Here is a 16,764-nt window from a genome sequence, read left to right as displayed (position 1 = left end):
GGGGTGTGGGGTGTGGGGTGTGGGGTGTGGGGTGTGGGGTGTGGGGTGTGGGAATTATGGATTATGAAGTGGGGTAGATGGGGAAGTGGGGAAGCTGTCTCATCTCACCCTATCACCCTATCACCCTATCACCCCAAAACCCTATCACCCTATCACCCCAAAACCCTATTACCCGAACAATGTTTACGGATTGACTGGAAACGTGATACTATGATAGGTTGCAGTGTTTAAGCAAAGATCACGAGTCCTATGGCCTTAACCCAGACCAAAAAACAAGAACTAATCAGCCAATATCAGGCCCACGAAACCGATACAGGATCATCGGAGTTACAAGTAGCTTTCTTAACCGAGAGAATCAACCAACTGACCGAACACCTGAAAGCTAACCCGAAAGACCACGCTTCCCGCCGGGGATTACTCCAGATGATCGGTCGTCGTCGGGGACTGTTAACCTATATTCAGAAGAAAGATCAACAACGTTATCAAACCCTGATCGGTCGTCTCGGAATTCGTCGTTAAGCTTACCCCCCTTGCATCCCTACCATGGCCTCTGAATCGAAATCGACGGAGAAAAAAGAGCGTCTTCCCTTTGAGCCGCGCCAAAATAAGCGAAAAACCCCGAAAATTGCCCCTAGTCCCGTGCCACCGCCGATAAAAAATCGCTCCGAGGAAACCAGCTTAAAGGCAATTCCGCAAGCGGTCAGTCAACGGATGGCCAAACGGATGGCGGTATTTTGTGGCATTCCGACAGTATTGGGGATAACTTCCTTTTTTGGCTTCTACTGGATTATTAGCCACGATCTTCTCGAAATCCCTTCCTACGTCGCCATGCTCGTCAGTTTAAGCCTATTTGGTCTAGGTTTTATCGGTCTGAGTTATGGCATCTTCTCCGCTTCTTGGGACGAGGATCGGGTGGGGGATTGGCTAGGATGGCAAGAATTTCAAGCTAATTTTGGCAGAACGATCGCCGCTTGGCGGTCCGGCAAAAAAGAAGTGGAAGAAAAATAGATAACCTCTAGAAATCGTCAACAATAGAGATTAAAGGAAAAAATAAAGGGTTAATGCCATGATTATTGTCATGAAAGTTGGTTCCCCGGAAATTGAAATCGAGCGCGTCAGTGCCGAATTCGAGGCATGGGGATTAAGTCCTGAAAAAATCGTCGGTAAGCATAAAGTTGTCATCGGTTTAGTCGGAGAAACCAGGGAATTAGACCCCCTACAAATCCAAGAACTAAGCCCTTGGATCGAAACCGTCCTGCGAGTCGAACAACCCTTCAAACGCGCCTCTTTAGAATACCGTCACGGGGAATACAGCGAGGTTTTAGTCCCCACTCCTAACGGTGTTATCCCCATCGGCAGAAATCATACCGTTAGCATTGTCGCCGGCCCCTGTTCGGTGGAAAATGAGGCGATGATCGTGGAAACTGCCAAACGAGTGGCAGCAGCCGGAGCGCAATTCCTCCGGGGTGGTGCCTACAAACCCCGCACTTCTCCCTATGCTTTCCAAGGTCACGGGGAAAGCGCTTTGGAATTACTAGCGGCGGCTAGAGATGCCAGTGGTTTGGGTATTATCACGGAAGTAATGGACGCGGCGGATCTCGATAAGATTGTCGAAATAGCCGATGTGGTGCAAGTGGGGGCCCGCAATATGCAGAATTTTTCCCTCCTAAAAAAAGTTGGGGCGCAACCGAAACCGGTCCTACTCAAGCGCGGCATGGCAGCCACTATTGAAGATTGGTTGATGGCGGCAGAATATATCCTCGCAGCAGGAAATAGCAATGTCATTCTCTGCGAACGCGGTATCCGCACCTTTGACAGTAAATATACTCGCAATACCCTAGATTTATCCTGTATTCCCGTTTTAAGAACTTTAACCCACCTGCCGATCATGATCGATCCTAGCCACGGTACGGGTAAATGGGAATATGTACCGACCATGGCCATGGCTTCCCTGGCAGCTGGGGCCGATTCCTTGATGATCGAGGTACATCCTAACCCAGCCAAGGCCCTATCCGATGGGCCGCAATCCTTGACCCCCGACCGATTCGATCGATTAACTCAGGAGTTAGCGGTCATTGGTAAGACGATCGGGCGTTGGCCCCAGGTTCCGGCACTGGTTTAATAAGATAATAAGGGGGTGAATCAACCCCCTTTTTTGGGCATAAATTTCGCTTTTCGGGGCAGTTATGGTGACAGTTCCTCTGGAGTTAAATACTGAGCAAATTAGGGGCGAAAAACGGGTAGTTTTTAATCATCTCAGTTGGTTATCCTATCAGCAAATTTTACAGGCCCTAGGGGAAAATAATCGCGCCCATTTATTTTATGATCGTGGCACTTTAGAGATTACTATGCCCCTAGAAGAACACGAGTTTTATCGAGAATTAATTGGACGTTTTATCTATTTTTTAGTGTCCGAATTGGGTTTAAAAATTAAAAGTCTGGGTTCCACAACTCTAGCTAGGGAAGATTTAGAACGAGGGGCAGAACCTGACAATGCCTACTATATTCAAAATCAAGCCAAAGTGCTAGGAAAAAGAATTAATTTAACTGAAGATCCGCCCCCAGATTTAGTGGTGGAAGTGGATATAACCCACACGGATATTAATAAATTATCACTTTATGCCCGTTTGGGAGTGCCGGAATTATGGCGTTTTAATGGACAAATCTGGCGCATTTATCGGTTAGAAAAGGGGGTTTATCAGGAAGAAGAATTTAGTCCGACTTTTCCCCTAGTTCCCAAAACTAAACTTTATGAATTTTTAGCCACTGCTCAAGAGGATGAAGTTAAAGCAGAAAAGAATTTAAGAGCATGGGTTGTCAGTCAACTAGCTGAGAGTTGAGGTAATTATGGTGACAGTTCCTCTGGAGTTAAATACTGAGCAAATTAGGGGCGAAAAACGGGTAGTTTTTAATCATCTCAGTTGGTTATCCTATCAGCAAATTTTACAGGCCGTAGGGGAAAATAATCGCGCCCATTTATTTTATGATCGTGGTACTTTAGAGATTACTATGCCCCTAGAAGAACACGAGTTTTACCGAGAATTAATCGGATTATTTATTCGGATTTTGGTGGTAGAATTGGGTTTAAAAATTAAAAGTCTGGGTTCCACAACTCTAGCTAGGGAAGATTTAGAGCGAGGAGCAGAACCCGACAATGCTTACTATATTCAAAATCAAGCTAAAGTGCTAGGAAAAAGGATTAATTTAACTGAAGATCCGCCCCCAGATTTAGTGGTGGAAGTGGATATAACCCACACGGATATTAATAAATTAGCACTTTATGCCCGTTTGGGAGTACCGGAATTATGGCGTTTTAATGGAGAAATCTGGCGCATTTATCGGTTAGAAAAGGGGGTTTATCAGGAAGAAGAATTTAGTCCCACTTTTCCCCTAGTTCCGAAAACTAAACTCTATGAATTTTTAGCCACTGCTAAAGAGGATGAAGTTAAAGCAGAAAAGAATTTAAGAGCATGGGTTGTTAGTCAACTAGCTAAAAATAATTAACTAGGGTTTGCTGAAAAAGTTTGTTGGTGGGGTTAGGAGCCGGTCGTCAGGAGTCAGGAGACAGGAGAATTAAGAATGAGTAATAATCAATTAAATGGTTTATTTAGGGTTGGCTGAATAAATGTGAAATGTAGGCAAGGTAAGGGTTTTGTGGCTCTTCTCTTGAAACAGGTGCCAGATTTTGAGAGAATCGTCCTTCAAAACCTTGCGTCTTCATCGGCCCGCGTCCTGTAGGGGCGAAGCATTCGGGCAATAACCTATCGGTGAAACTGGAGATTTTCTATCCGAATGCTTCGCCCGTACTTTTTCAGCAAGCCCTATTTAGAGATTTTCTGCCAGTTAATCTGGCTCTCCCCTACTTGTGGTCATAAGAAAAAGTTATGAAAAAGTCAGAGATCCAAATTTTCCTAGCTCACGCTAGTGAGGACAAACCAGCAGTTTTGGCACTGCATGAGCGCCTTAAGCAAGCGGGATATAAACCTTGGTTGGATAAAAAAGACCTGATTCCGGGCCAAAACTGGCGTTCAGTCATCCCCAATGCGATCGCAGATAGTCAACTGTTCATCGCTTGTCTCTCCCAACGCTCGATTGCTAAACAAGGATTCGTGCAGCGGGAATTTAAAATGGCCCTCAATCAATATGCTGACAGACCGCCGAATTCAATCTACCTCATTCCGCTGAGATTGGATGAATGCGATATCCCCGACCTGCGACAGGAGGAGTATGGCTTGAACCTGCGAGACCTCCACTGGCTTGATTATTGGGAAGAAGACGGATTTGAGCAACTAGAAAGAGCAATTGGCTATCAGTTCAAGCTTGAACCGGAAGAGCCAAAACAACCCGTAATCGTTCCAGAAGAACCAAAACAACCGGTAATAGTCACGCCACCGTTATCAGTATTTAACTTTGAGATCGTGCGAGTAAATGCGAAGGGTGAGCAAATTAGAAAAGAGTCGAAACAGTCCCAATATTTCAGCGAAGATTTGGGCAACGGCATCACCTTAGAAATGGTCGCCATCCCGGGGGGAACTTTCACGATGGGAACGGAAGATGAGGAAATCGAAAGACTGGTTAAAAAATTTAATTGGGAAGGATTTAGAAGGGAAAGACCACAACATGAAGTAACTGTCCCACCCTTCTTTATGGGTAAATACCCCATCACCCAGGCCCAGTGGAAAGCGATCGCCTCTCGCACGGATTTAAAAGTTAAACAAGACCTTGATTTCAACCCAGCCTATTTTAAAGACCGTCCTAATAGCGATCGCCGTCCCGTGGAACAAGTCAACTGGTACGATGCGATCGAGTTCTGTGCGAGATTATCTAAACTAACGGTTCGGGAATACCGACTACCCAGTGAAGCGGAATGGGAGTACGCCTGTCGTGCTGGAACCACCACCCCATTTTACTTTGGGGAAACCATTACGGGGGAATTGGCTAACTACAATGCCAGTAATACCTACGCCGGGGAAGCGAAGGGAGAGTATCGACGAGAAACGACTCCTGTGGGACAATTTCCCCCGAATGCTTTCGGACTGTACGATATGCACGGCAATGTCTGGGAGTGGTGCGCCGATACTTGGCACAATAATTATGACGGTGCGCCGACGGATGGCAGTGTCTGGATAGAAAATGGTAATGATAATCGTTCTCCTCGGCGGGGCGGTTCTTGGGGCTACTATCCTAATGGCTGCCGTTCCGCGTTTCGCAACGGCAGCCTCCGCCGCGTCAACCGCTACATCTATATCGGTTTTCGGGTAGTCTGCGTATTCGGGAGAACTCTCTAACCCTTTTGCCTTTTTCCCCTTTTACCCTCATTCCCTATTTTTTCTTTTTTCTTTTCTTTCCCGCCTCACGGCGGGTCGATTTTGTAGGGGCGAACTCGACCCATTTGGTCGATTTTTGCTTAACAATTGTCAAGGATTGTTAAGATGCGCTTACCCTGCACTTTTCCCCTAGTTCCCAAAACTAAACTCTAGGAATTTTTAGCCACTGCTCAAGAGGATGAAGTTAAAGCAGAAAAGAATTTAACTTAGTGTCAACAGACTTGCAAAAATTAGGTGGGCAATGCCCACCCTAATCTTAGGATGGCGGTTTGTAGGTAGAAGCAACGGATAATTCCTTTAATTGCTTGGCTGCCACTGTCGAAGGTGCAGAAGTGAGTAAACAACTAGCTTGCTGGGTTTTCGGGAAAGCAATCACATCGCGAATCGATTCTTCCCCCGCTAACAACATCACCAAGCGATCTAAACCGTAGGCGATGCCACCGTGGGGAGGGGTTCCGTATTCAAAAGCTTCTAACAAAAAGCCGAATTTATTATAGGCTTCCTCTGGGGATAGACCGATGGTAGCGAAGACTTTTTCCTGTACTTCCCGTTGATAGATCCGCAAACTGCCGCCACCGATTTCAATACCATTAAAAATCATATCGTAGGCTAGGGCGCGAGCGTGGGCTAGATCGTCTAAATCTTCGGGATTAGGGGCAGTAAAGGGGTGATGCAATGCTTCTAGGCGTTTTTCCTCGGCGTTGTATTCAAACATCGGGAAATCCGTCACCCAGAGGAGGTTGATTTTCTCCGGATCAATTAATCCCAATTGTTCCCCTAAAACTAAGCGTAGGCGGGATAGGGATTTATTGACTGTATCGGTATCTCCTGCCCCAAATAACAGCAGATGCCCCGGTTTTGCGCCAGTCTTCTCGATTAAAGCCTGTTTTTGTGCCTCTGTCAGGTTATCTTTAATCGCACCGATGGTATCAAAATCGTAGTCTTCGCGCACGCGGATGTAGGCAATTCCCTTCGCACCCGCATCGGTGGCTTCTTTGAATAAATCCCCACCCGGTTTGATTCTGACGTTAGAAATCGCCTCGTTACCGTTGGGAATCGGTAAAACTTTCACCGTTCCCCCACTGGCGATCGCACCTGAAAACACCTTAAATCCCGAATCGGCAAAAATCTCCGCCACATTGACCAATTCCAAGCCAAAACGGGTATCAGGGCGATCGATCCCATAGCGATCCATAGCCTCAGCATAGGTTAAACGGGGCAGGGGTAGGCTTATATCGATATTTTTGACTTTTTTGAAGATATGAGCGATTAAAGCCTCATTGAGGGCTAAAATCTCGCTTAAGGAGAGAAAACTCATCTCCATATCCAACTGAGTAAATTCCGGTTGACGATCAGCACGCAGATCTTCATCGCGGAAACAGCGAGCGATTTGATAGTAGCGATCCATTCCCGACACCATTAATAATTGCTTAAATAGTTGCGGTGATTGGGGTAAAGCGTACCATTGGCCCGGGCTGACCCTGGAAGGAACCAGATAATCCCGCGCCCCTTCGGGAGTCGATCGAGTTAAAATTGGCGTTTCCACTTCGATAAAATGCTGTTCATCTTCGAGAAAACGGCGCATTTCCTTGACAACTTGGTGACGTAGTTGTAAATTCTGACTCATACGCTCCCGGCGTAGGTCTAGATAGCGGTATCGCAAGCGCACATCTTCCCGGACCGATTCACTTTCGGAACTAGAGACGACAAAAGGCAGTTGTTTAGTAACCCCGTTGAGAATCTCGATGCTAGTGGCGTAAATTTCGATTTCTCCGGTGGCAATGCGCGGGTTAAGGGATTCGGGAGGCCTTTGACTGACTGTTCCCGTCACCTTGATAACATACTCGTTTCTGACGGTTTCAGCGATGGGGTAGGAAGCGGGGGTTCTTTGGGGATCACTGACGATCTGGACAATACCACTGCGATCCCGTAGATCAATAAAAATAACGCCACCGTGATCGCGACGGCGATCGACCCAACCGAAGAGGGTGACACTTTTTTCAATTTCGATCGCGCTAAGGTCGCCACAGTAGTGAGTTCGCATAGTCTAACTAGAGAATTACTTATATTACGAATGTAGTATAGAAAGGATGTGGCCAGAAAAAAATCAGACGGCCTTGTTCATTATGCCGGTATTTTGTCGCTCTTGTCCCCTTGTTTAGGGTATTTTTATGGTTTCCTCGTCCTCAGCTATCTGCTTTTAGCAGATCGGCTATAATAGACCTCTTGTGAAAACTAAAAATTGTTGTTAGGGTTAGGAGTCAGGAGTCAGGAGTCAGGAGAATTAAGAATGAATAATAATTAACTAAATGGTATATTTACAGATTTTAGGCAATTTAATCCTTATTTTTGCCGTTTTTGAACCCTCAAAAATTAATTATGCAAGAGTTCTAATCAACAAGGCTCATCTAGCAGTTATCAATTTTAAACGATTAAAATCATGAATTCCTTAGAAAAAAAAATGGTGCAACTGTTAAGAGAACTCAGGGAAGATCACCATGTTTCAGGGGTAAAAGCGGAATTCGAGACGGAAGGAACCCGACTGACGGAAGCGATGCGGTTGAAAGAAATTAGTCTGAAAGCGGGGGTGGATTTTAATCTGAAAATCGCTGGTTGCGAAGCGATCAGAGATATCTTTGATGCGGTTAATTTAGGAGTCGATCGCTTGATTGCTCCCATGGTAGAAACAGCCTATGCTTTACAAAAATATCTGCGGGCAGCTAGGAGGGTTTTAGCCGATCAACGGGTGGAAGATGTGGAGCTATTAGTTAATATCGAAACTATTACCGCCTGTGAGAATTTTCAGGAAATGTTGGCGATTCCAGAGATAAAATCTCTCCATGGTATCGTCATCGGACGGATGGATTTAGCCTGTTCTTTGGGATTAACTCGCCGGGATGTGAATAGCGAGCAAGTTTTAGATCTGGCTTTACCTTTGGCAAAAAAAGCTAAGGCTGCCGGTTTGACTGTGGCTATTGGGGGTGGGGTGTCACTAGATTCTTTACCGTTTTTCAAAATGTTCTGCCAAGGACATTTTGACCGCTTCGAGACGCGCAAAGTTATCTTTGATTGTCCCCAAGCTTTGGATAATTTTAGTTTAGCTTTACCCAAGGCGATCGAGTTTGAATTACTCTGGCTAGAGAATAAGAAAAATTATTATGGTGCTATTGTTCGTGAAGATGACCGGCGTTTAGAAATCCTCCATGATTTACTTTTTGGTTAAAGATATTGGACTGATTATGAATAAATTATCTTAATTATTTTACAATGGTAACTAGGAAGCAATTTAACCCACTTTTGCGGTTGCTTTTTCTGAGGATTTAGATGATCCAGCAATCTTACCAACAGTTTCGACAATGCCAGAGTATCTAAAGCACGAACTTCTGCACTATGCCAAGTATCTCATAGAAAACCACTCAAAGAGATATATGGAATGAACGCTTTTCTATAACCATAAACTCCTTTGATAATGGAAAACACCTCAAGAGCGGAGAAATCAATCAATGTTTACCACAATAGAAGATAAACAATCCCTTTCCCTCGAAGCATTTCTTGCCCTTCCAGAAGCTAAGCCTGCTAGGGAATATTATCATGGAATTGTCACTCAAAAACCTATGCCCAAAGGAAAACACAGCATCTTACAATTTGAGTTAGCCTCTGCCATTAATCAACAGACTAAACCTCTAAAATTAGCTTATGCTCTACCTGAATTACGTTGTACTTTTGCAGAACGTTCAATTGTGCCAGATATTGCGGTGATTCGTTGGGAGAATTTGCCACGAGATCTAGATGGAGAAATGGCTGATCAATTTTTAAGTTATCCCGATTGGATTATTGAAATTATGTCTCCCGAACAATCTGTTACCTTAGTGATGGAAAAGATTATTTTCTGTTTACAACAAGGAACAGAATTAGGTTGGTTGATTGATCCTTCAGCAAAGTCAGTCACCGTTTTTCAAACAGGATTACCGAAAGTACATATTGCAACCGCAGGCAATAATCAGCCTTTAGCGGTGATTAAAGGATTAGAAAGTTGGCTAATATCAGCAGTGGATATTTTTGCTTGGCTAAAGGTTTAATTTGTTCTATCAGCATCGTTTGGTTTATCAGGTTCTTCTCCCCTCTCTCATACAGTCTTAACCAGTAATTTAGATAGTTAACAGCTTACCCGCAGACTTTCCTCGCAGCACATCGGGTACATTTTGTCAAAAAAACTTTTTCGTTTTAACATAAGTACACATATTGTTGGCAAAAGATCTTTTTCGTCAAAGGAGCAATTAGCAAGTTTTTCCTGGGGACGAATTAGTCATCCTAGACGTGGTAAAGGTTTCAAGGCACAAGGACTAAAAATGCACAGAGTAGCCCAATTCTTAAATCCTAGCAGCAGGCTGTAACTATTGCAATCTCGTTGACAAATAGGAATTTTTCTCAATTATTTTTTAAGAAAAGTAAAGATGAAGGAATGTAAATTTAAATCTTCTCAAGTATATTGGGATTTTGATAAATTTTGCTTATGTAAAGTAACCCTTAGCATTTAGCTTCTGAGAGCAGTTATCTTATTGGTGAAGTACAAAGTTGTTGTTTTGGCAAGTCTCCGAGCAAGGAGAAGATACCAAATCCAGTTAAGTAGGTAGTCGTTAAAAATTATCAGATGCCCCCCTTATTAAGGGGGGATTAAGGGGGGATCCCCCTGCCTATCGGCACCCCCCTTATCAAGGGGGGCAGGGGGGATCGAACCCAAAATCTATCTTCAATTTAATTATAACTACTTACTTATAGCGTTTCCTAAGCTAGTTAGGAGAAACCCGATATTTTTCAGTGTAATTGTCAATTTACTTTTTATTATCAATCTAGCTGATGGCTGACGGCTAATAGCTTTCTTTTTCCTCCGTCACCAGAGTAATACCTGTCCATTCTCCCTTCTGATCATAAGAACGAATTAAGCGCTGTCTTTGAGTAGGAGAAAGTAACCAACCCACCTCTAAAACAAAAGGATGACCAGCAGTAATTTTCAGAGGGGTATTACAGGAAGCTCCATCCGGCAGCAGCAGAATTTGCACCGGCAGCGGACTATTTTCAAACAACAATCTTTGTCCCTCGATACGAGCGCTAGAAGTGATTTGATTATCACCAAAAGTCAAAGTTTGCGAGAGATAATTATCCCCCTGACGCTCGATCGAGACATGGGTAGAATAGGCAGCAGAATTATAAAAATCTCGTCCCGTTGTCACCGCTTGTCCTCGCCATTGACCCAGTAATTGGTTCACCGTTAACATCGCTCTTTCTGGTGACTGAGAATCAACTAACTTTTCCCGAATTAAAGTCAAGCGATCGAACTCACAGCGTTCATTAAATAACTGTACGATTCTTAATCGTCTTTCCCCAGAGATCAACCCAAATTCTGCTCCGAATGGTGAGGAAAAACTACTAAAATATAGAGAACCTTGACAAAAAGCTCCCGTCTGGCTAAATAGAATACCCTGATGGAGAGAACTATACTCTAAAATTAAATCTTCCGGCGCTCGATCGCTGTAGAGACGGCGGACCAATTGACGAATCGATCGATTATTATTAATGCCTTGCAAAGATACCAAAGTCGGGGTATCTTCGATCAAGTCGCCTTGGGGAGACAGACGGGTAAAAGAACCTTGCCATTGACCGAGATTTTTTAGTAAACATTCCCACTGGGAGAGCATAATAATTGAGGTAATTGGGGGAAATAGGAAAAAATACATGGGAACAATTCGATTAATGCACGCCAAACTCCATCGAGTGCGCGTCAGCGAGGCTAACGTCGATTATGTCGGCAGTATCACTATCGATCGAGAATTGATTGAGCGGGTCGGTATTTTGCCCCTTGAAGAGGTGGATGTGGTCAATCTTAGCAATGGTAAGCGCTTTTCCACCTACGTTTTTCCCGGCCAAACCGGGGAAATTTGCCCCAACGGTGGTGCGGCGCTGCTCTGTCAACCCGGAGATATTTTGATTATCTATGCCTACGAACAACGTCCGAGGCAAGAAGTTCTCGAAAACGGTCATTTTGCCAAAGTTCTCGTCGCTGATGCCGAAAATCGCTGTCAGCAATTTTTTGAACAGAGCTTAATTCCCCGGGGTGATGGTCGGGGAGTGGAATTCCATAGCCAAGAATGCTGATTCTTGTCCCAAATTTGTTAACTTTCCCGTCATAATAAGAATAAGTAATGTAAATTTTCTTAGAATCAGCCCCCATGCGTGTAATTCTCATGACCGGTAAAGGAGGCGTGGGTAAAACCTCCGTCGCCGCCGCTACAGGACTCCGCTGCGCCGAACTTGGCTATAAAACCCTAGTTCTCAGCACCGATCCCGCTCACTCTCTCGCTGACAGTTTCGATCTCGAATTAGGTCACGATCCTCGTTTGGTACGTCCCCATCTTTGGGGGGCAGAATTAGATGCACTAATGGAATTAGAAGGCAACTGGGGCGCAGTAAAACGTTACATTACTCAGGTATTGCAAGCTAGGGGTTTAGATGGAGTGCAAGCGGAAGAATTAGCGATTTTACCCGGAATGGATGAGATTTTCGGCTTAGTTCGCATGAAACGCCATTACGATGAGGGTACTTATGATGTGTTGATTATCGATTCCGCACCCACGGGGACAGCTTTACGATTGTTGAGTTTGCCAGAGGTGGGCGGTTGGTACATGAGAAGATTTTACAAACCTTTACAGGGAATGTCGGTGGCATTGCGACCACTGGTGGAACCTTTTTTTCGACCGATCGCCGGTTTTTCCCTGCCGGACAAGGAGGTTATGGATGCTCCCTACGAGTTTTATGAGCAGATTGAGGCTTTAGAAAAGGTTTTGACCGATAATACTCAAACCTCGGTACGTTTGGTGACAAACCCCGAAAAAATGGTGATTAAGGAGTCTTTACGCGCCCATGCCTATCTAAGTCTCTATAATGTTTCCACCGATTTGATTATTGCTAATCGGATTATTCCCGACAAAGTAACCGATCCTTTCTTTGCTCGTTGGAAAGAAAATCAACAGGGTTATAAACAGGAAATTTACGATAATTTTCATCCTTTACCGGTTAAGGAAGTTCCTCTATACTCCGAAGAAATGTGTGGTTTACCCGCTTTGGAAAGACTGAAAGAAACTCTTTTTGCTGGGGAAGATCCGACTAAAGTTTATTACCAAGAAAACACCATTCGGGTAGTTCAACAGGAAAATAACTACAGTCTGGAATTATATTTACCCGGCATACCCAAGGAACAGATACAGCTAAATAAAACTGGAGACGAGTTAAATATTCGCATCGGTAATCACCGTCGTAATTTAGTCTTACCCCAAGCTTTGGCAGCCCTGAAACCTTCCGGAGCAAAAATGGAAGATGATTACCTGAAAATCTCTTTTAGCAACGTGGTGAAAGTGTAATTTTCCTAGAGTAGGTGGGAAGCTTTTCAGTGATCAGTGATCAGTAAACAGTAATCAGTGAACTGAAAAATAACATCTGATAACTGATAGCTGTTTCCCATCGACCGTCTCGACTGGGAAATTAATTTTGCACCACTACTTAGGGTTTGCAGCAAAAAGTAGGGGCGAAGCATTCGGATAGAAAATCTACGGTTTCAGCGATAGGTTATTGCCCGAATGCTTCGCCCTGACAGGACTTGAAAATCTGGCAGCTGCTTCGCCAAACAGGCCCACAAACCCCTTACCTCGTCTATATTTCACATTTATTCAGCAAACCTTACTGATGATTTTCCCAGAAAAATCAAGAGAGTCATATTTTTTCTAACCATGCCAGGACACTTTCAACATCTGCCACTTTTTCTCCTTCAGGTACGGGTGGACGTTGTACCATGACCACGGTTATTCCCAACTCTCTAGCGGCGATAATTTTGGCGTAGGTGGCATCACCGCCGCTATTTTTACTCACGATCGTCCCAATGTTATATTCTCTCAAAAGAGAGCGCTCTGACTGTAAGGAAAAAGGCCCCCGTTCCAACAATAATTTTCCAACCGGTACGATGGCATCTGCTTCTGGAGGGTCAATCATCCGCATCAAAAACCAGATATTTTTTAGATGTGCATAACTTGCCAGTTCTTGCCGACCAATAGTGAGAAATATTCGCGGCGCTAACCCCGATAAAATATTCGCTGCCGCTTGATTGTTTTCTACTTCAATCCAATTATCTCCAGATACTTTTTCCCAAGCTGGACGACTTAAGATTAATCGAGGAATACCACAATCCGAGGCGGCTTGAGCGGCATTAAAGGAAATTTGCGCGGCAAAGGGATGGGTGGCATCAATTAAACAATCAATGCTTTCTTGCCGCAGATAATTGGCTAACCCAGTGGCACCACCAAACCCCCCCCGGCGAGAAGGAGTTGTGAGAGTAATCGGTTCTCTCGTGCGACCGGCAAAGGAAGCGATGGCATCTATACCCGGAATTGCCGCAATTTTAGCCGCTAATGCCGCCGCTTCCCCCGTTCCCCCTAAAATCAGCACTCTTTTATTTTTAGTCATCCAGATAATTGCCAAAAGGTTAACTAATTTTCCATCTTCTCACCGGCTCTCTTGGGTGGGTAAAGGAAGGAACCACAAAGACACAAAGAACACAAAGAAAGATCGCTCCCATATAAGTTAAACTTATCACACAAAGAGGCAGACATCCTACTCCCCTCTCCCACCCCCGACCCCCCCGATGTCGGCGGGGCAGGGGGGTGAGGGCAATTAAGGGACTTGCGCTTTGATAATGTACCTTTTGGGCGAACGCAGTTCGCCCCTACATTGTGGACAAAATCCGTTACTGTAGGGGCGCAAAGCTTGCGCCCTCCGATAGATTGGGATATTATTCCCACGCAAGTCCCTAATCGGTCTTTAATAACCAGATTTAGTATTACTAGGGTTTTTATCATCTACCTATCTTAAAAACTTGACATTTCTACACTAAATTCTGTATTCTGCGGACGAGGCCGTACAACCTAGCGAGTTAATCTGCGCTAAGTTACTACAAACCTTTTTTCCGAGCAGATGCTCAGAAGATAGATCATCAATCAAGAACAATTTCAACCTTTGTGTCTTTAGGACTTCCAAAAATGACCCAAAATCAGCAAATTCTGGCAAAAATCGGGGGGGGGTAGCCTTGCTCTCCTTCTTTCCCTGGGTTTAGGACAACAAGCTTCTGCTGTCACCCTCGTTGAGAACTTATCTCAAGGAAATGATAGCGCATTAGGTGTAGCCATTAACCCTTGGCAAGGAGCAAGCTTTACCACTGGCAGTGGCAGTTATAACCTTAATTCTGCTACTCTTTTGTTCCAAGAACTCGTCGCCGGTCCCAACTTGTTTCTTCGTCTCTATAGCAACAGCAGTGGAACCCCCGGCACTCAGCTAACCAGTTTTACTAACCCGGCTTCCATTACCCCCTCTCTCGCCAATAACACCTTTACCCTGGCTACTCCGTACACATTAGCCGCTAATACCACTTAGTGGTTAGTCAGTGGTGTTTCAAGTGATACTGGGTTGTATTTTTGGGGGACTACCACATCTACCGCTCAAACAGGACTCCCTGGCTGGACGATTGGTGATGGTTACGTTGAGAGTAAAAATCAAGGGGGAAGTTGGAGTTCTTTTCCTACTGATGGCCCTTACCAATTTAGCCTTGAGGGAACAGAGAACGCTCCACCCACTAGCGTCCCTGAACCGGGTTCCGTGGTTGCCTTGTTAGGATTAGGAGGATTAGGGTTAGCTTCTAGCCTGAAGAAACGGAAATAGGAACAGTAGGGTGGGGGCGACTCGATTCTCTTGTCTCGTGCCAAGGTTCCACCTGGCAATGGGAAAAGTCAGCGTCTCCCTCTCTTACCTGATGGGTTATATATGTAGGGTCTGCTGAATAAAGCTAAAAACTTTGTTGGGTAAGACTTTTAGACTTTTTGAAATCAAAAAGTGCCGGGCATGGGAGTGATCGGGGGGAAATTTAGGCACTTTTCCCTGAAAATTAGGTAATTGACCCCCTGAAAATGGGTAAAACCCTACACCCCACACCCCACACCCTGCCCCCACCAACAAACTTTTTCAGCAGACCCTAATTAACTTAACAATACAATCCCTGAATCCACTGCCATTCTTGGGCTAATCCTTCGGCTAAAGAGACTTGGGGATTATAACCTAGAATAGTACGCGCTTTGGTGACATCGGCGGCGGTGTGACGGGCATCTCCCCGGGCCAATCCTTGATGCAATCGCTCAATGGGTTTACCGATGACTTTTTCCATGGTATCCAAGACATCCAGTAAAACCACGCGACTGCCACCACCAATATTAAACACCTCACCCACCGCTTCCGGCACGACGGCAGCGGCTAAATTGGCGGCTACAGCATCGCTAATGAAGGTAAAATCGCGGGTTTGTTTTCCATCTCCATAAATACCGATCGGTTTACCCGCGATCGCTGCTTGAAAAAACTTATGGAAAGCCATATCGGGACGTTGCCTCGGTCCATAAACGGTGAAATAACGCAAGGCAGTGACGGGAACGTTAAAATTCTGGTGATATAGCCAACAGAGTCTTTCTGCCGCTAATTTGGTGATGCCGTAGGGTGAAACTGGTTGGGGACAAAGGGTTTCTGGAGTCGGCATCGTTTCCGCGTTGCCATACACCGAGGAGGTGGAAGCAAAAACCATCCGTTGTAAAGAAGGGGTTTCCTTAGCGGCCTCAAGAATAATTTGAGTAGCATTTATATTTCTTTCGGTATATTGACGAAATCCATCACCCCAGCTTGCTCTGACTCCTGCTTGGGCTGCCTGATGGAATAATACTTCTACTCCTTGCAACAGTTGTCTCCAGTCAAGGGCTTGTATATCCGCTTCAATTAACTTAAATTCGGGATATTTTGCTAGAATATGGGCATTTTTGCGCTTTAAACTGGGGTCGTAATAATCGTTAAATTGATCGATACCGATCACCTGATCTCCTTGTTCTAAAAGCTTTTCTGCCAAGTTAGAACCTATAAAACCCGCGACACCAGTAACAATATGAGTAGCCATTTAATCCTAGTTGTTGATATTTTGTATCGATTGTAATCATTTTTGCGCTTTTTGCCGCAATCAATTTCCGTCGTCCGCTGTCAGCTTTTAGGGGTCAAAATCGATAGATTTATTATATAGCACTTCTTGGAGCTATGAGGTACAATGAAAAGCAAATAGACAAATAATAGAACTCGCCAGCTTCCTATGAGACCCTATTCCGTAGATTTTCGCCAAAAAATTATCGATGTCTGGAAGAAAGAAAAAATTTCTATTCGAGGACTAGCTCAGAGATTTGACGTGGCTAAAAGCTTTATTCAGAAGTTATTGAAGCAACATAAAGAAACAGGAGATATCCGTCCTCGTCCACAAGGGGGAAGTCCGCCAACCAAGTTAAATAGTGAACAACTGATAATTTTAATAGAAATC

Annotated in this window: 17 protein-coding genes and 2 pseudogenes; 15 read left to right on the top strand and 4 right to left on the bottom strand. The window is 44.6% G+C overall.

From position 1 onward, the window contains the following. The 7 genes from IM496_RS10255 to IM496_RS10225 all read left to right on the top strand — a co-directional run. A partial coding sequence (locus tag IM496_RS10255; protein WP_353737634.1) for a hypothetical protein occupies positions 1-231 on the top strand: 231 nt, incomplete at its 5' end. An 18-nt stretch (positions 232-249) separates the two neighbouring features. Next, the gene (gene rpsO, locus IM496_RS10250) at positions 250-519 is read left to right on the top strand and encodes a 30S ribosomal protein S15 (RefSeq protein WP_002738807.1); all 270 of its coding nucleotides are present in this window, start codon (positions 250-252) and stop codon (positions 517-519) included. A gap of 24 nt (positions 520-543) precedes the next feature. Further along, complete coding sequence (locus IM496_RS10245; protein ID WP_287661863.1) at positions 544-1,008, top strand: PAM68 family protein; 465 nt, start codon at positions 544-546, stop codon at positions 1,006-1,008. 58 nt (positions 1,009-1,066) lie between these two features. After that, positions 1,067-2,122, top strand: a complete 1,056-nt coding sequence (gene aroF, locus IM496_RS10240) for a 3-deoxy-7-phosphoheptulonate synthase (protein WP_002750796.1) — start codon at positions 1,067-1,069, stop codon at positions 2,120-2,122. 64 nt (positions 2,123-2,186) lie between these two features. Beyond that, positions 2,187-2,840 carry a Uma2 family endonuclease gene (locus tag IM496_RS10235; protein WP_287661862.1) on the top strand — a complete coding sequence of 218 codons (654 nt, stop codon included), beginning with the start codon at positions 2,187-2,189 and terminating at the stop codon, positions 2,838-2,840. 7 nt (positions 2,841-2,847) lie between these two features. Further along, a complete protein-coding gene (locus tag IM496_RS10230; protein ID WP_287661861.1) occupies positions 2,848-3,504 on the top strand; it encodes a Uma2 family endonuclease in 657 nt (218 codons plus the stop codon). A gap of 380 nt (positions 3,505-3,884) precedes the next feature. After that, complete coding sequence (locus tag IM496_RS10225; RefSeq protein WP_287661860.1) at positions 3,885-5,288, top strand: SUMF1/EgtB/PvdO family nonheme iron enzyme; 1,404 nt, start codon at positions 3,885-3,887, stop codon at positions 5,286-5,288. Positions 5,289-5,583: 295 nt separating this feature from the next. Here the strand turns inward: IM496_RS10225 and aspS are convergent, their stop codons facing one another. Beyond that, positions 5,584-7,371, bottom strand: coding sequence for an aspartate--tRNA ligase (aspS, locus tag IM496_RS10220; protein ID WP_287661858.1), 1,788 nt, complete (start codon positions 7,369-7,371; stop codon positions 5,584-5,586). 396 nt (positions 7,372-7,767) lie between these two features. Between aspS and IM496_RS10215 the strand changes: the two genes are divergently transcribed. From IM496_RS10215 to IM496_RS10205, 3 genes are all read left to right on the top strand, one after another. After that, positions 7,768-8,550 carry an aldolase/citrate lyase family protein gene (locus IM496_RS10215; RefSeq protein WP_287661857.1) on the top strand — a complete coding sequence of 261 codons (783 nt, stop codon included), beginning with the start codon at positions 7,768-7,770 and terminating at the stop codon, positions 8,548-8,550. A 112-nt stretch (positions 8,551-8,662) separates the two neighbouring features. After that, a complete protein-coding gene (locus IM496_RS10210; protein WP_194016068.1) occupies positions 8,663-8,764 on the top strand; it encodes a DUF2281 domain-containing protein in 102 nt (33 codons plus the stop codon). A gap of 66 nt (positions 8,765-8,830) precedes the next feature. Beyond that, positions 8,831-9,406 (top strand): Uma2 family endonuclease, encoded by a 576-nt coding sequence (locus IM496_RS10205; protein ID WP_194016054.1) that lies wholly within the window; start codon positions 8,831-8,833, stop codon positions 9,404-9,406. Positions 9,407-10,195: 789 nt separating this feature from the next. Here IM496_RS10205 and IM496_RS10200 read toward each other — a convergent pair. Then, positions 10,196-11,023: a DUF3598 family protein gene (locus tag IM496_RS10200; RefSeq protein ID WP_194016064.1), complete on the bottom strand. Its 828-nt coding sequence runs from the start codon at positions 11,021-11,023 to the stop codon at positions 10,196-10,198. Between the two features lie 37 nt (positions 11,024-11,060). On the opposite strand from IM496_RS10200, the gene panD reads away from it, so the two are divergent. Both panD and IM496_RS10190 read left to right on the top strand, forming a co-directional pair. After that, entirely contained in the window at positions 11,061-11,480 is a 420-nt protein-coding gene (panD, locus tag IM496_RS10195; RefSeq protein ID WP_194016051.1) for an aspartate 1-decarboxylase, read from the top strand. Positions 11,481-11,554: 74 nt separating this feature from the next. After that, positions 11,555-12,742 (top strand): TRC40/GET3/ArsA family transport-energizing ATPase, encoded by a 1,188-nt coding sequence (locus IM496_RS10190; RefSeq protein ID WP_002741890.1) that lies wholly within the window; start codon positions 11,555-11,557, stop codon positions 12,740-12,742. A gap of 349 nt (positions 12,743-13,091) precedes the next feature. Here the strand turns inward: IM496_RS10190 and IM496_RS10185 are convergent, their stop codons facing one another. Continuing rightward, positions 13,092-13,838 carry a cobalt-precorrin-6A reductase gene (locus tag IM496_RS10185; RefSeq protein WP_287661856.1) on the bottom strand — a complete coding sequence of 249 codons (747 nt, stop codon included), beginning with the start codon at positions 13,836-13,838 and terminating at the stop codon, positions 13,092-13,094. 582 nt (positions 13,839-14,420) lie between these two features. Between IM496_RS10185 and IM496_RS10180 the strand changes: the two are divergent. After that, a pseudogene (locus IM496_RS10180) lies at positions 14,421-14,924 on the top strand (choice-of-anchor R domain-containing protein); the annotation flags it as partial. 99 nt (positions 14,925-15,023) lie between these two features. Then, positions 15,024-15,086 (top strand): hypothetical protein, encoded by a 63-nt coding sequence (locus IM496_RS10175; RefSeq protein ID WP_249264986.1) that lies wholly within the window; start codon positions 15,024-15,026, stop codon positions 15,084-15,086. A gap of 319 nt (positions 15,087-15,405) precedes the next feature. On the opposite strand, the gene IM496_RS10170 is transcribed toward IM496_RS10175, so the two are convergent. Beyond that, entirely contained in the window at positions 15,406-16,356 is a 951-nt protein-coding gene (locus IM496_RS10170) for an NAD-dependent epimerase/dehydratase family protein (RefSeq protein ID WP_194017829.1), read from the bottom strand. Positions 16,357-16,542: 186 nt separating this feature from the next. On the opposite strand from IM496_RS10170, the pseudogene IM496_RS10165 reads away from it, so the two are divergent. Further along, positions 16,543-16,764: pseudogene (locus tag IM496_RS10165) on the top strand (IS630-like element ISMae26 family transposase); the annotation flags it as partial.

The sequence above is a fragment of the Microcystis sp. M049S2 genome, assembly GCF_020245625.1.
Lineage (GTDB): Bacteria > Cyanobacteriota > Cyanobacteriia > Cyanobacteriales > Microcystaceae > Microcystis > Microcystis ichthyoblabe_A.
This window is presented reverse-complemented; position numbering and strand designations above follow the sequence as displayed.